We start from the raw sequence: 12,895 nt of genomic DNA on the forward strand, positions 1-12,895 counted from the left end.
GTTTCAACGGAGCGCATGGCCGAACTGCGCGAGTTCCTCACGCAGGACTGCGGCTCCTGCCACGGCCTGACCCGCAAGGGCGGCCTGGGCACCCCGCTGACCCCCGAGGCTTTGGCCGACCGCTCCGACGAGGACCTGGCGCTTACCATCCTGCACGGCGTGCCCGGCACGCCCATGCCGCCCTGGTCGCCCCTGCTGACCGAGGCCGAGGTGGACGCCATTATCCGGATGCTCCGTCAAGGAGACTGATTATGCGTATACGTACTTTTGTGCTGGGCACCGTCGCCGCCGTTGCGCTGGCGACGGGTGCCGCCGCCGGGGACGGCCTCGGTGAAGGCCCTCGCGGGACGGGCGATCTGGGCGTCGTCATCGAGCGCGCCACCGGTCAGGTTGCCGTGGTCGACCGCCTGGAAAGCGCGCGCCTGGCGACCGTCGACGGGCTGGGCGACCTGTCCCACGCCTCCGTCGTCTTCGGGCCGAGCGAGCGCTATGCCTACGTCTTCGGCCGCGACGGCGGGCTGACCAAGGTGGACGTGCTGACGGGCACCATTGATGCGCGCGTGGTGCAGTCCGGCAACTCCATCGGCGGCGCCATCTCCGAGGACGGCTCGCTGGTGGCCGTGGCGAACTACGAGCCCGGCGGCGTGAAGGTGTTCGATGCCGACACGCTGGAGCTGGTCGCCGACATTCCCGCCACCGACATCGGCGAGGGCAAGCGGTCCAAGGTCGTGGGGCTGGAAGACGCGCCGGGCAACCGCTTCGTCTTCAGCCTCTATGACACCGACGAAATCTGGATCGCCGATTTCTCCAAGGACCGCAAGGCGCCGGAGCTGACCAAGTACGAGGCCATCGGCCGCCAGCCCTATGACGCGCTGGTCAGCGAGGACGGCCGCTGGTATCTGGCCGGCCTGTTCGGCGAGGACGGCATCGCCATGCTGGATCTTTGGCACCCGGACAAGGGCGTCCGGCAGGTGCTGGAGGGCTACGGCCGGGGCGAGGAAGCCCTGCCGGTCTACAAGATGCCCCACCTGGAAGGCTGGGCGGTCGCCGGCGGCTATGCCTGGCTGCCCGCCATCGGCCGGCATTCGGTGCTGGTGGTCGACATGGACACCTGGGAGCAGGTGGCGGAAATCCCCGTCCACGGCCAGCCGGTGTTCGTCATGGCGCGGCCGGGCGGGCGGCATGTGTGGGTCAACTTCGCCCTGCCGGACAACGAATTCGTCCAGGTCATCGACACCGAGGCGCTGGAGGTGGTCGACACCCTGGAGCCGGGGCCGGGCGTCCTGCACATGGAGTTCACCCCGCGCGGCGACCGCGTGTGGCTGAGCGTGCGCGACCAGAACGAGGTCCACGTCTACGACACCGCGACGCGCGAAAGGCTTGCCGTGCTGCCGGCGGAGAAGCCGTCGGGCATCTTCTTCACCAGCCGCGCCCACCGGATCGGGCTGTAGTCGCAAATCCCGAGCGGGCCGAGCGGCCCGCGGCGACGCATTTGCGCAAACAGGAAGAGGCGGGGAAAATGGACACCAGCGACCTCAAGGCCCGCCTGCTGGAGGTCGCGCAGCGCGACTTCCCGCTGACGCCGCGCCCGTACAAGACGCTCGCCGACCGGCTGGGCGTCACAGAGGATGCGGTGATCGCCGCGTTCCGCGAGATGACCCTGGATGATGAACTGATCTCGCGGATCGGGGCGGTCTACCGTACCGGCACCGTCGGGGCGAGCTGTCTGGCCGCCCTGGCGGTGCCGGAAAATTCCCTGGAAAAGACGGCGGAATTTGTCGGGACCTTTCCCGAAGTCAATCACAACTACCGGCGCGACCATCCACACTGGACCCTGTGGTTCGTGGTCACCGCCCCCGACACCGCCGGCCGCGACGCCGTGCTGGACCGGGTGGAGGCGGAGACCGGACTGCCCTTGTTGCGGCTTCCCATGGTGGAGGCCTACCACCTGGACCTGGGGTTCCCGTTGCGATGACCGCCGTCGACCGTTTTCCACCTCTGCCCGACGCCGACATGGCCCTGGTCGCCGCCTTGCGCGACGGCCTGCCGTTGTCGCACCGCCCCTATGCGAGCCTCGGCTCCCGTATCGGCATGAGCGAGGCGGAGGTGATCTCCCGCCTGTCCGAATTGTCGGAGGCCGGCATCATCCGCCGCTTCGGCGCCATCGTCCGCCATCACGAGGCCGGCTTCCGCGCCAACGCCATGGTGGTGCTGGACGTGCCCGACGAACAGGTGGCGGAAACGGGCCGGATGCTGGGGGGTGAGAAGGCGGTGACGCTGTGCTATCGCCGCGTCCGTGTGCCGGGGCAGTGGCCGTACAACCTCTACGCCATGGTCCACGGCCGCGACCGCGCCGTGGTGACGGCGGAGGTGCGCGAGATGCTGGCGCGCCTGGGCCTTGCCCGGTTCCCGCATGACATCCTGTTCAGCACGCACCGCTACAAGCAGACCGGCGGCCGCTACGGCCGGGCGAGGGGGGAGGCATGACCGAACACCTGGACGCCATCGACCGCGCCGTCATCAACGCGCTGCAGGGCGGATTTCCCGTTTCCGCGCGTCCCTTCGCCGAGGCCGCCGCGCCGCTGGGCCTGACGGAGCAGCAGTTGATCGACCGCATCGCCGACCTTCGGGCGCGCGGCGTGCTGACCCGCTTCGGCCCCCTGTTCAAGCCCGAGGCCCTGGGCGGCGAGGCGGTGCTGTGCGCCATGACCGTCCCGGCCGATCGTTTTGATGCGGTGGCGGAGCAGGTGAATGCCTGGCCCGAAGTCGCCCACAACTATGCCCGCGACCATGCGCTCAACATGTGGTTCGTGGTCGCCGCCGACAGCCCGCGTCGCTGCCGCGAGGTCTGCGCCGAGATTTCGGAACTGACGGGCCTGACGGTCCTGCCCATGCCCAAGCTGCACGAGTTCCACCTGGACCTGAGGTTGACGGCATGACGACGCCCTGCCTTCTCGACGCCACCGACCGCGCGCTGATCGAGGCGACCCAGTCCGGCCTGCCGCTGGTCCCCGATCCCTACGGCGCCATCGCCGAGGACCTGGACCTTTCGGCTGAGGACGTGCGCGCCCGGCTCGCCCGGATGCAGGCCGCCGGCGTGATCCGACGCATCGGCGTGGTGCCCAACCACTACCGATTGGGCTACCGCGCGAACGGCATGACGGTGTGGGACGTGGACGACGCCCGCGTCATGGCGCTGGGCGAGGCCGTCGGCGCGCTGCCCTTCGTGAGCCATTGCTACCTGCGGCCGCGCTTCCCCGAGGTCTGGCCCTACAACCTGTTCGCCATGGTCCACGGCCACCACCGTGCGGAAGCCGAAGAGCAGGCGGCGGAAATCCGCGCGCTGCTGGGTGATGCCTGCCGCGCCGGCGAGATCCTCTATTCGACGAAAATCCTCAAGAAGACCGGCCTGCGCCTGGGGCGCGCCCCCGCCGCCGGTCAGGGAGGCTGATATGTTCCGACTGTCCCGCTACATCACCGCCGTGCTCGCCGACGCCGAGGGCCGCGAACCCCCGCGCCCCCGCCGCCCCGTCGCGCCCGGCGCCGGTTCGGGAATGCCCAGCGGCCCGGTGGTGATCTGGAACCTGGTGCGGCGCTGCAACCTGACCTGCAAGCACTGCTACAGCCTGTCCGCCGACACCGACTTCAAGGGCGAACTGTCCACCGACGAGGTCTTCGGCGTGATGGACGACCTGAAGGGCTTCGGCGTGCCGGTGCTGATCCTCTCGGGCGGCGAGCCCCTCATGCGCCCGGACATCCTGCGCGTGGCGACGCGGGCCAAGATGATGGGCTTCTACGTCGGTCTGTCGACCAACGGCACGCTCATCAACACCGACAACGTGCATCACCTTCAGACGGTCGGCTTCGATTACGTGGGCATCAGCATGGACGGCCTGCGCGAGACGCACGACCGTTTCCGCCGCAAGGAAGGCGCCTTCGATGCCGCGCTGAACGGCGCGCGGCTGTGCCGTGACCACGGCATCAAGGTGGGCCTGCGCTTCTGCCCGACCCAGGACACCGCCGCCGACCTGCCGGGCCTGTTGGACCTGGCGGACGCCGAGGGTATCGACAAGCTGTATGTCACGCACCTGAACTATGCCGGGCGCGGCAACCACAACCGCCGCTCCGACGCCCACCACGCCCTGACCCGCGACACCATGGACCTGCTGTTCGACCGCTGCGTCGACGACGTGCGCGCCGGCCGGTCCCGCGAATACGTCACCGGCAACAACGATGCCGATGGGGTCTACCTGCTGAAATGGGCGGAGCGCCGCTTTCCCGACCAGGTGCCCATGCTGCGGACGATGCTGGAGCGCTGGGGCGGCAATGCCTCGGGCGTGAACGTCGCCAACATCGACAACCTGGGCAACGTCCACCCGGACACCATGTGGTGGACCCATACGCTTGGCAACGTGCGCGAGCGGCCGTTCTCCGAGATCTGGGAGGACACGTCGGACCCGCTGATGGCCGGCCTGAAATCGTCGCGCCGGCCGTTGAAGGGGCGGTGCGCGGAGTGTTCCTTCCGCGCCATCTGCAACGGCAACACCCGCACCCGCGCCTGGCAGCTGACGGGCGACGCCTGGGCGGAAGATCCCGGCTGCTACCTGGACGACGACGAGATCGGCGTGACCGGCGGCGCCCCGCGTGTCGCACTGACCGGCTTCGGAGAAACCCGTCGCCGCATGGCCGTGGGAGGCTGAGATGGGCGTTCGTCTTCTGGTGGCGGCCTCGGCCGCCGTGCTGGCCCTGGCGGTTGCCGCCCGGGCCGCCGAGCCCGACGCGGCGCGGCTCTACACCGAGAACTGCGCGGCCTGCCACGGCGGGGACCGCCTGGGCGCCATCGGCCCGGCGCTGCTGCCGCAGAACCTGGGCCGCCTGAAGCGGGACGAGGCGGTGGACGTCATCCTCCACAGCCGCCCCGCCAGCCAGATGCCGGCCTTCGGGGACTCCCTGTCGCGGGCCGAGGCCGAGGCCCTGGCCGCCTACATCTTCGCCGCGCCCGAGGCGCTGCCCGACTGGGGTATGGCGGAAACGGCCGCCAGCCACATCCAGCACGTGGACCCGGCCGCGCTGCCCGACGCGCCGGTGTTCGACGCGGACCCGCTCAACCTGTTCTCGGTAGTGGAAAGCGGCGATCATCATGTCAGCGTGCTGGACGGCGACACCTTCGAGCGCCTGGCCCGCTTCGAGAGCCGCTTTGCCCTGCACGGCGGCATCAAGTATTCCCCCGACGGCCGGTTCGCCTACATGGCCAGCCGCGACGGCTGGGTGTCCATGTACGACCTGTATTCGCTGCAAATGGTGGCGGAGGTGCGGGCGGGCATCAACACGCGCAACATCGCCGTGTCCGGTGACGGAAAATGGGTAGCCGTCGGCAACACGCTGCCGGGGACGGTGGTGATCCTCAACGCCGCCGATCTGACGCCGCATCGCGTGATCCCCGTGGTCGGCGACCGGGGGGAGACCAGCCGCGTGTCGGCCGTCTATGCCGCCCCGCCGCGCGACAGCTTCATCGTGGCGCTGAAGGACCTGCCGGAGGTCTGGGAAATCCCCTACGTAAAGCCCAAGAAGCCGCACTATCCGGGCCTCGTCCACAACTACGAGCCGGGCATGGTGGAGGCGCTGGGCGTGAAGGATCAGGCGTTCCAGGCGCGCCGCATCAAACTGGACGACTACCTGGACGACTTCTTCTTCAGCCAGGACTATCAGAACCTCATGGGCGCGGCGCGCAACGGGCACAACGGGCAGGTGGTCAACCTGATCGTCGGCCGCAAGATCGCCGACATTCCGCTGTCGGGCATGCCGCACCTCGGCTCGGGCATCACGTTTGACTGGCAGGGCCGCCGCGTCATGGCCTCTCCCAACCTGAAGGAGGCCAAGATCACGGTGCTGGACATGCAGACGTGGGAGGTGGTGACGGAACTGGAAACCCTTGGCCCCGGCTTCTTCATGCGCAGCCACGCGAACAGCCCGCACGCCTTCGCCGACGTCTTCTTCGGCCCCAACCGCGACGCGGTGCATGTGATCGACAAGGAAAGCCTTGAGATCGTGGAGACCCTGCGCCCCCGCCCGGGCCGGACCGTCGCCCACGCCGAGTTCACCGACGACGGCAAGTACGTCCTGCTGTCGGTGATGGAGGACGATGGCGCGCTCCTGGTCTACGACGCCGCGACGCTGGAGCTGGTGAAGGAGATTCCCATGCGCCGGCCGGTGGGCAAATACAACGTGGCCAACAAGATCCGCTACGAGGAGGGGACGAGTCACTGATCGGTGTCACACGGCTTCGAACGGAAGCTCAGGTGATCCCGTACGCCTTTCCCGGAGGGCGCCGCCACCTCAGGCCCTGGCCGCCCGACCGGAGTCGGCGGTGGGGTCGTGGATGACGATGCGTCCCTTGCCGGTGTTCTTGGCGGCGTAGAGCGCCTGGTCGGCCTGCGCCATGACTTCCGCGGTCGTCACGCCGTGGGCGGGCCAGAAGGCGGCGCCGATGCTGCACCCGACGCGGGCCGTTCCGAACTCCGGGTGGCGGACCGGTTCCGTCACCGCCTGGATCAACCGGTTGCCCACCGCCGTCACCAGCCATTCGACCTTGTTCGGGTCGGTCTTGAGGATCAGGACGAACTCGTCCCCGCCCAGGCGCACGGCGATGTCGCCGGCGCGCAGGGTTTCGCGCAGCCGGTCGGCCACCTCCACCAGCAGGATGTCGCCCGCCTCGTGCCCCAGGCTGTCGTTCACCTGCTTGAATCCGTCCAGATCGAGGAACAGCACCGCCACCGCACGATCCTCCCGAGCGGCGTCAGCCAGGATGCGGTCCATGTGCCCGGTCATGAAGGCCCGGTTGTTCAGGCCGGTCAGCGGGTCGGTGTGAACCGCGTCGGTCAACTGACCGATCGTCTCGCTCTGGTCGAGCAGGCGCCCCACCATGGTGCGCAGCGACCGCGACAGCTTCAGCAACTCCGGCGACCCGGTCTCCAATGGAATGCTCTCATGCGTCTTGTCGCGGCGGACACGGTCGGCGGCGGCGGCCAGGCGCAGCAGGGGCGCCGACAGGCGGCCGGCCACGCCCCATCCGATGCCGGCGAACAGGATCGCCAGAACGGCGCCGACTGCGGCGATCTCCAGTTGCAGGCTCCGTACCGGCTCGAAGGCCGCGGCTTCCGGCTGGCGGGCCAGGATCGTCCAGCCCAGGCCCGGAAAGGCACCCTCGCCGTCGGAGGCCGCGCGGCCGGTGAGATAGGCGCTGCCGTCGGGCCATTGCAGGACCTGCCAGTTGGCTTCCCGGACGCCGTCCGGCAGCGGCGCGTCCAGGATGCCCAGCAGTTGCCCGATGGTGCCGTCCGGCCCCAGCAGCACGACGCCGTCCCGGGCGACCACATAGACTTCGACACCCCGCAGGACCTCTGCCGGCGAAATGATGGTGTCCTTGATGATGTTGGCCCAGTCCCAGCTCAGGTGCACCGCGAGCACGCCGCTGAGGCTGCCGTCGCGGCCGTGGACGGGCACGGCGACATCCACGAACCTGACTGGCTCACCGTCTTCCTTGGGCAGCAGGCTGGCCAGCATGACGGCCTCGTGCACGTCGCCCACCCAGGTGCCTTCGCGGCCTTCGAGGAAGACGGGGCGGTTGCTGATGTCGACGCCCTCCAGAATGCCGCCGGTGGCGGCCATCACCGTGCCCGTGGCGTCGGTGAAGCCGATCCAGGATACGACGTCATAGCTGTCCTGCAGGTTTTCCAGCTGGCTGCGGATGGCATCGGGGTCGTCCGCCTGGGCCAGTATCTGCATGTTGGCCAGCAGTTGCGCCTCGGTCACCCGGGCGGCCATGCTGCGGTCCAGCTTGTCGGCCATCTGCCGCGCGACATCGGCCAGCGAAAAGCCAATGTCGCCCCGCACCTGCCGCCCCACCTCGACGGAGACGATCCACCCCAGAAACAGGGTCACCCCGACCACCAGGAGGGTGATTGCGACGGCGAAACGGGTCCGCAGGCTCAGCCGACCAGGCCCGTTGGTCCGACCAATCATGATGTCTCCCTGAGTCCTAAATCTTTCGGATAACAGGGTAGCGGATCGGCGGGCTGCGACACAAGCGGGGTCAGGCCGTGTTGCAGGGCGTGCGAGGCTACACCACCCCCACCAGAAGATGCCCGCCCAGCACCACGCCCAGGATCGCCAGGACGAAGGCCGTGAACAGCACGCGCCAGCCGCCGGTCGAGGTGCGCAGGTTCAGGTAGACGTGCAGGATCTGGCGCGCCTTCACCGCCGTCAGCGCCAGGATCAGCGCCACCTGCGTGCCCGCAAGCGCCGCCGTCGACACGGCATCGCCGTCCGCCAAGGCCGTGGCCATGCTGCCGACGGTCAGGCCGGCGAGAAGCGCCCAGGTCAGGGCCAGGGCGCGGCGGCTGGGGTGGTGGGATGCGTCGTGCATGACGGCCTCCGTCGGTGTCCCGCTCAGCGGATCAGGTAGAGCACGGGGTAGATGAGCACCCAGATCAGGTCGACCATGTGCCAGAAGGCGGTGCCCGTCTCCAGGTTCTCCAGGCTCGATTTCCAGGCGACAAGCGCGAGAATGCCGATGCCCGCCACCACGTGCAGGGCATGAAACCCGGTAATCAGCCAGTAGAGCGTCCAGAAGGTGTTGGTCTCCAGGCCGACGCCGGCGGAGATCTTCTCGCCGTATTCCAGCACCTTCACCGCCAGGAACACGGCGCCGAGCACGGCGGCGGCCCCCAGCCACATCCGTGCCCGGCGCACCGCCCCCTCGGCGCGATTGCGCACCGCGAGGGCGGCGAACCATCCGCTGGTGACCAGCACCAGCGTGTTCAGGCCGCCGTAGACCCGGCTCAACTGGGCCTGGCTCTCGGCGAACAGGTCCGGGTTCGCCAGGCGGGCGCCGGCGAAGCCCATGAGGAAGGCGCCGAACACCGCCAGTTCCGAGAGGATCAGTATCCACATGAACGGATTGCCCGGCAGGTCCGAGAGCGGGCCCCAGTCGGCCGGCGCCTGGTCCTCGTCGGGCATGTCCTCCAGGCGTGTCATTGCTGGGACAGGCTCTGGTAGATGCGGGGCAGGGCGCGCGACAGGCGGCCCACCTGGCCGACGATGGCATACCGCCCGCGGCCGAACAGGGCGGGGAAGTAGTCCTGCGCCTTCTGGTCGACGGTCACGCCGAACACCGTCAGCCCCTTGCGGCGGGCCTCCATGAGCGCGCGGCGGGTGTCCTCGATGCCGAAGCGGCCCTCGTAGTGGTCCATGTCGTTGGGCTTGCCGTCGGTCAGGACCAGCAGCAGGCGGTGGCGGTGCGGACGCTTTTCCAGCTGCGCCGCCACATGCCGCACGGCCGCGCCCATGCGGGTGTAGGAGCCGGGCTTCAGCGCCGCGACCCGTCGCAGCACCGTGTCGCTGAACGGTTCGTCGAAGTCCTTGACCGTGGAAACGCGCACGTTGTCGCGCTTGCGGCTGGTGAAGGTGAACACCGCGTTCTCGTCCCCGCAGGCATTGATGCCCGACATGAAGACCGACAGCGCCTCTTTCTCCACGTCCAGCACGCGGCGGTCGTCCATCCAGGCGTCTGTGGACAGCGACACGTCCACCAGCACCGCGACCGACAGGTCCCGCGCCACGGCCCGCGTCTTCTGGTACACGCGGTCGTCCAGCGTGCCGTCGGCGACCATGTCCACGCGCGAGCGCACCAGGGCCTCCAGGTCCAGGTCATCACCGTCGGCCTGGCGGCGGAAGGTGACCATGCGCGGGCGCAGGGCCTCGAACTGGCGTCGCACGCGGTGGATCAGGCGCCTGGCCGTGTCGTCGGGTTCCCAGTCCTCGCCCTCCGTCGCCGCCGGGCCGGTCAGGACGCGGCAGTGGTTGGGCAGCAGGGCGCCCTTGCGGTAGTCCCATTCCGGATAGGTGAAGCGACCGGTGATGGCCTCGCCGGTCGCCGCGTCGGGCGGCAGGTCCAGGTCCAGGCGCAGGCGCGCGGCGGTCTTCTTCTTGTTGGGGCTGATGACGATCTCGTCCAGGTCCTCGGCCGCCTTCTTGGCGTTTTCCTCGTCGTCGTCGTCCTTGCCCCGGTTGACGTTGACCATCTCGGCCAGCGCCAGGATCTTCTCGAAGCGGTTGAGGATGAGCGGGTCGTCGCGGTCCGGCTGGTCGAGCGTCTTGCGGCTGGCCTTCTTCTTGCGCTCGTCCTGGGGTTCCTTGGCGGCGTGCTCGCTGTCCTCGTCGTCGTCCTCGGGCCGGGAGACCGTCGCCAGAGGCCGCACCTCGCCCCACAGCGGCACCGGCAGGAAGGGCGTGTAGCGCAAGGGGGCGAAGAAGGCTTGCACGGCCTCGGGATCATCCGCGAGCACGGCGTCATGCATGGCGCGGGCCTTGGGCGGCGGCGCGACATCGCCCAGCAGCGCACGGACGATGGCCTCCACATGCGCTTCCTCGGGTGAGCCGGCGGGGCGCCTGGGACGGATGCCGAGCAACGCCTCGGCCAGCGCGGCATGGCGGCGGCGCAGGCCGGGGAACTGTTCCAGCGCCGCGCGGGTGGCGGCGTGGGCGGTGCGCAGGGCGCGCAGATCGCGGCGCAGGGGGTCGGTATCCTGCACGACGGGAACGGCCGGGGCGGCGGCGAAGAAGGCCGTCAGCCAGATGTAGAAGCGGCGGTTGTCCTCCGTGCTCGGGAAGATGTCCAGCGCCTCGGGCAGCCGCAGGGCAGCCTCGCCCAGGCTGGCGGCCGGCAGGCTTTCCGCCGCCATGCCCAGCCGCTGGCGCAACGTGAGGCGGTGGCCGCTTTCCTCCTGTCCGGCGGCGGCCAGCTCCACGGCGCGGTCGCCACCCAGGCCTCGGAACACGACGCCGAGCACGGGTCGGATGTCGGCCAGCTTCACGGCTGCGTCGGGGTGGCGCGGATACGTCTGCGCCTGGCCCACAAGGCGGTGCCAGAAGCGGCCGACGTATTCTTCCGGTTCGAAAATCTCAAGGAGGCTCATGGCGTCATCCTTCCCGGCGGCAAGAGGGTCAGCCGAGCAGCGCGTCGATGGTCTCGGACAGGCCCTGCTTGACGTCGGCCTCATCGCTGAGGGGTTCGATGATGGCGGCCTGCACGGCCTCGTTCAGCGGCCGGCCGGCTTGCAGCAGGGTGGCGCAATAGACCAGCAGGCGGGTGGAGACGGCTTCCTCCAGGTCGACGCCCTGAAGGCCGCGGATGCGGTTGGCGACCATCACCAGCATCTGGGCGCGGTCGGTCTCGATGCCCGTTTCCGACACGACGATCTGCGTTTCCTGCTCCGGCGCCGGATAGCCCATGTCCAGCGCCAGGAAGCGCTGGCGGGTCGACGGCTTGAGGCTTTTCAGCACGTTCTGGTAGCCGGGGTTGTAGGACACCACCAGCATGAAGTTGTCCGGCGCCTCCAGCAGTTCGCCGGTGCGTTCCAGCGGCAGCAGGCGGCGGTCGTCGGTCAGCGGGTGGAGAACGACGGTCACGTCCTTGCGCGCCTCGACCACTTCGTCCAGGTAGCAGATGCCCCCTTCGCGGACGGCGCGGGTCAGCGGCCCATCCACCCACACCGTCTCGCCGCCCTTCAGCAGATAGCGGCCGGTCAGGTCGGCGGCGGTCAGGTCGTCGTGACAGGACACCGTGTGCAGCGGCAGCCCCAGGCGGGCGGCCATGTGCGCGACGAAGCGCGTCTTGCCGCAGCCCGTCGGGCCCTTCAGCAGAAGCGGCAGGCGGTTCTTGTGCGCCGTCTCGAACAGCGCCCGCTCCGACCCCGTGGGCAGGTAGTAGGGCACATCGGGCGTGGCGGTGGTCTCGCCCGCGCGGGGGGCGGTGACGTCGTGGGGCATGGCAGTCCTCGGGGCGTTGGTGTCCGTCATCATGGCCCGAGGATGGACCGGCGGACGGCAGCGGGCCTTGACCCTGGTCAACCGTGTGTCAGCGGCTGGCGGGGTGCGACGAGGCCACCAAGACACCAAGAACACCAAGAAACCGGGAGAACGTGGATCAAACGGTGGCGACCGTAACGGCTTTCAAGCGGCTTCGCCGCAATTCTGTATTCCTCGCCCACCGCTTGATGCACGACGCATCCGTCAGCACATCCTCTTGGTGTACTTTGTGTCTTTGTGGCCTCGCCGCACCCCGCCCATCGCTGATGCACGAACAAGAAAACGCCGCCGATCACCGGGGAGGCGGATCGGCGGCGTCTCGGGCACGGCGAACGTCTGTCCGGGGTCAGTCCGCCGGGCCGTACTGCGGAGGCTGTCCGTTGGGATCGTAGTCCACGCCGTAGCGCGGCGCGAGAGCCCCAAGAACGTCCTTGTTCCTCTGGACGGTCACCAGCGCCTTGATGGCGAAACTGGCGATTTCACGATCGGCGCTGTTGGACGCCTGCGTCTGGTAGAGGTCGATCAGCCGGTCGTGGATGTTCAGCTGCGCCTCGATGAAGCGGGCGTCGAAGGCCTCGCCCTCAAGCTGGGACAGCTCCTCGACGGCAGCCTTGGTCTGCTCGCCGCCGACGTTCTCCGTCCAGGTCACGGCCCCTGCCGCGCCCCCGATGGAGCCGCCGGCGTCGTCCACCGTCAGGTCGGGGTCCTGCACGTCCACGCCGGCTTCCCGGGCGAAGCGGTGCAGGCGGCTGTCGATGCGCATCATTTCCGAGGCGATGTCGACGGCCAGTTCCTGCAAGTCCTCGTTGTCGGCCCGCTCCACCGCCAGTTCGGCCAGGCGCTCCTCCACTTCGTTGAGGGCGATGGCGGTGCGCAGGAACTCGCGGTCTTCGTTGGGCAGGGTTTCCGAATTTTCCCGCGGGATGCGCGGGTCGGTGTCAGGTTTTATGTTCGCCTGGCCCCATGCGGGCTGCCCGATGACGAGCAGCCCCAGGGCGGCGGTGAGGATGGTCTTTTTCATGGGACG

At 69.1% G+C, this 12,895-nt stretch carries 14 protein-coding genes; 8 read left to right on the forward strand and 6 right to left on the reverse strand.

The genetic code is table 11. From position 1 onward, the window contains the following. Positions 1–15: 15 nt before the first annotated feature. The 8 genes from LG334_RS09445 to LG334_RS09480 all read left to right on the forward strand — a co-directional run bounded on the left by LG334_RS09445 (position 16) and on the right by LG334_RS09480 (position 6,267). Complete coding sequence (locus LG334_RS09445) at positions 16–249, forward strand: c-type cytochrome (RefSeq protein WP_404385477.1); 234 nt, start codon at positions 16–18, stop codon at positions 247–249. A gap of 2 nt (positions 250–251) precedes the next feature. Beyond that, the gene (locus LG334_RS09450) at positions 252–1,451 is read left to right on the forward strand and encodes a cytochrome D1 domain-containing protein (protein WP_404385479.1); all 1,200 of its coding nucleotides are present in this window, start codon (positions 252–254) and stop codon (positions 1,449–1,451) included. A gap of 68 nt (positions 1,452–1,519) precedes the next feature. Then, positions 1,520–1,975: an Lrp/AsnC family transcriptional regulator gene (locus LG334_RS09455; RefSeq protein ID WP_404385481.1), complete on the forward strand. Its 456-nt coding sequence runs from the start codon at positions 1,520–1,522 to the stop codon at positions 1,973–1,975. Continuing rightward, positions 1,972–2,487 carry an AsnC family protein gene (locus LG334_RS09460; protein WP_404385483.1) on the forward strand — a complete coding sequence of 172 codons (516 nt, stop codon included), beginning with the start codon at positions 1,972–1,974 and terminating at the stop codon, positions 2,485–2,487. Before LG334_RS09455 ends, LG334_RS09460 begins: the two co-directional genes overlap by 4 nt. Then, entirely contained in the window at positions 2,484–2,939 is a 456-nt protein-coding gene (locus LG334_RS09465; protein WP_404385485.1) for an Lrp/AsnC family transcriptional regulator, read from the forward strand. The genes LG334_RS09460 and LG334_RS09465 overlap by 4 nt, the downstream gene beginning before the upstream one ends. Then, positions 2,936–3,451, forward strand: coding sequence for an Lrp/AsnC family transcriptional regulator (locus LG334_RS09470; protein WP_404385487.1), 516 nt, complete (start codon positions 2,936–2,938; stop codon positions 3,449–3,451). The genes LG334_RS09465 and LG334_RS09470 overlap by 4 nt, the downstream gene beginning before the upstream one ends. Position 3,452: 1 nt before the next feature. Then, a complete protein-coding gene (gene nirJ / locus LG334_RS09475; protein WP_404385489.1) occupies positions 3,453–4,700 on the forward strand; it encodes a heme d1 biosynthesis radical SAM protein NirJ in 1,248 nt (415 codons plus the stop codon). Position 4,701: 1 nt separating this feature from the next. Beyond that, positions 4,702–6,267, forward strand: coding sequence for a cytochrome D1 domain-containing protein (locus LG334_RS09480; RefSeq protein WP_404385491.1), 1,566 nt, complete (start codon positions 4,702–4,704; stop codon positions 6,265–6,267). A gap of 69 nt (positions 6,268–6,336) precedes the next feature. On the opposite strand, the gene LG334_RS09485 is transcribed toward LG334_RS09480, so the two are convergent. The 6 genes from LG334_RS09485 to LG334_RS09510 form a co-directional block, all read right to left on the reverse strand. Next, complete coding sequence (locus tag LG334_RS09485) at positions 6,337–8,022, reverse strand: diguanylate cyclase domain-containing protein (RefSeq protein ID WP_404385493.1); 1,686 nt, start codon at positions 8,020–8,022, stop codon at positions 6,337–6,339. Between the two features lie 97 nt (positions 8,023–8,119). Beyond that, entirely contained in the window at positions 8,120–8,425 is a 306-nt protein-coding gene (locus LG334_RS09490; protein WP_404385495.1) for a cytochrome C oxidase subunit IV family protein, read from the reverse strand. Positions 8,426–8,448: 23 nt separating this feature from the next. Beyond that, complete coding sequence (locus LG334_RS09495) at positions 8,449–9,036, reverse strand: cytochrome c oxidase subunit 3 family protein (RefSeq protein ID WP_404385497.1); 588 nt, start codon at positions 9,034–9,036, stop codon at positions 8,449–8,451. Further along, on the reverse strand, positions 9,033–10,976 hold the full coding sequence (locus LG334_RS09500) for a nitric oxide reductase activation protein NorD (protein WP_404385499.1): 1,944 nt from the start codon (positions 10,974–10,976) through the stop codon (positions 9,033–9,035). Before LG334_RS09500 ends, LG334_RS09495 begins: the two co-directional genes overlap by 4 nt. 28 nt (positions 10,977–11,004) lie before the next feature. Beyond that, entirely contained in the window at positions 11,005–11,829 is an 825-nt protein-coding gene (locus LG334_RS09505; protein ID WP_404385501.1) for a CbbQ/NirQ/NorQ/GpvN family protein, read from the reverse strand. A 385-nt stretch (positions 11,830–12,214) separates the two neighbouring features. Then, positions 12,215–12,889: a DUF4142 domain-containing protein gene (locus LG334_RS09510; RefSeq protein ID WP_404385504.1), complete on the reverse strand. Its 675-nt coding sequence runs from the start codon at positions 12,887–12,889 to the stop codon at positions 12,215–12,217. Between the last annotated feature and the right edge of the window lie 6 nt (positions 12,890–12,895).

This window comes from Caenispirillum salinarum, from assembly GCF_044803115.1.
GTDB classification, from domain to species: Bacteria; Pseudomonadota; Alphaproteobacteria; order Rhodospirillales; family Rhodospirillaceae; genus Caenispirillum; species Caenispirillum salinarum_A.

Excerpts from the sequence above, each read along its gene's own strand:
- LG334_RS09445 (WP_404385477.1), top strand. The coding sequence starts at position 16 with ATGGCCGAACTGCGCGAGTTCCTCACGCAGGACTGCGGCTCCTGCCAC.
- LG334_RS09450 (WP_404385479.1), top strand. The coding sequence starts at position 252 with ATGCGTATACGTACTTTTGTGCTGGGCACCGTCGCCGCCGTTGCGCTG.
- LG334_RS09455 (WP_404385481.1), top strand. The coding sequence starts at position 1,520 with ATGGACACCAGCGACCTCAAGGCCCGCCTGCTGGAGGTCGCGCAGCGC.
- LG334_RS09460 (WP_404385483.1), top strand. The coding sequence starts at position 1,972 with ATGACCGCCGTCGACCGTTTTCCACCTCTGCCCGACGCCGACATGGCC.
- LG334_RS09465 (WP_404385485.1), top strand. The coding sequence starts at position 2,484 with ATGACCGAACACCTGGACGCCATCGACCGCGCCGTCATCAACGCGCTG.
- LG334_RS09470 (WP_404385487.1), top strand. The coding sequence starts at position 2,936 with ATGACGACGCCCTGCCTTCTCGACGCCACCGACCGCGCGCTGATCGAG.
- nirJ (WP_404385489.1), top strand. The coding sequence starts at position 3,453 with ATGTTCCGACTGTCCCGCTACATCACCGCCGTGCTCGCCGACGCCGAG.
- LG334_RS09480 (WP_404385491.1), top strand. The coding sequence starts at position 4,702 with ATGGGCGTTCGTCTTCTGGTGGCGGCCTCGGCCGCCGTGCTGGCCCTG.
- LG334_RS09485 (WP_404385493.1), bottom strand. The coding sequence starts at position 8,022 with ATGATTGGTCGGACCAACGGGCCTGGTCGGCTGAGCCTGCGGACCCGT.
- LG334_RS09490 (WP_404385495.1), bottom strand. The coding sequence starts at position 8,425 with ATGCACGACGCATCCCACCACCCCAGCCGCCGCGCCCTGGCCCTGACC.
- LG334_RS09495 (WP_404385497.1), bottom strand. The coding sequence starts at position 9,036 with ATGACACGCCTGGAGGACATGCCCGACGAGGACCAGGCGCCGGCCGAC.
- LG334_RS09500 (WP_404385499.1), bottom strand. The coding sequence starts at position 10,976 with ATGAGCCTCCTTGAGATTTTCGAACCGGAAGAATACGTCGGCCGCTTC.
- LG334_RS09505 (WP_404385501.1), bottom strand. The coding sequence starts at position 11,829 with ATGCCCCACGACGTCACCGCCCCCCGCGCGGGCGAGACCACCGCCACG.
- LG334_RS09510 (WP_404385504.1), bottom strand. The coding sequence starts at position 12,889 with ATGAAAAAGACCATCCTCACCGCCGCCCTGGGGCTGCTCGTCATCGGG.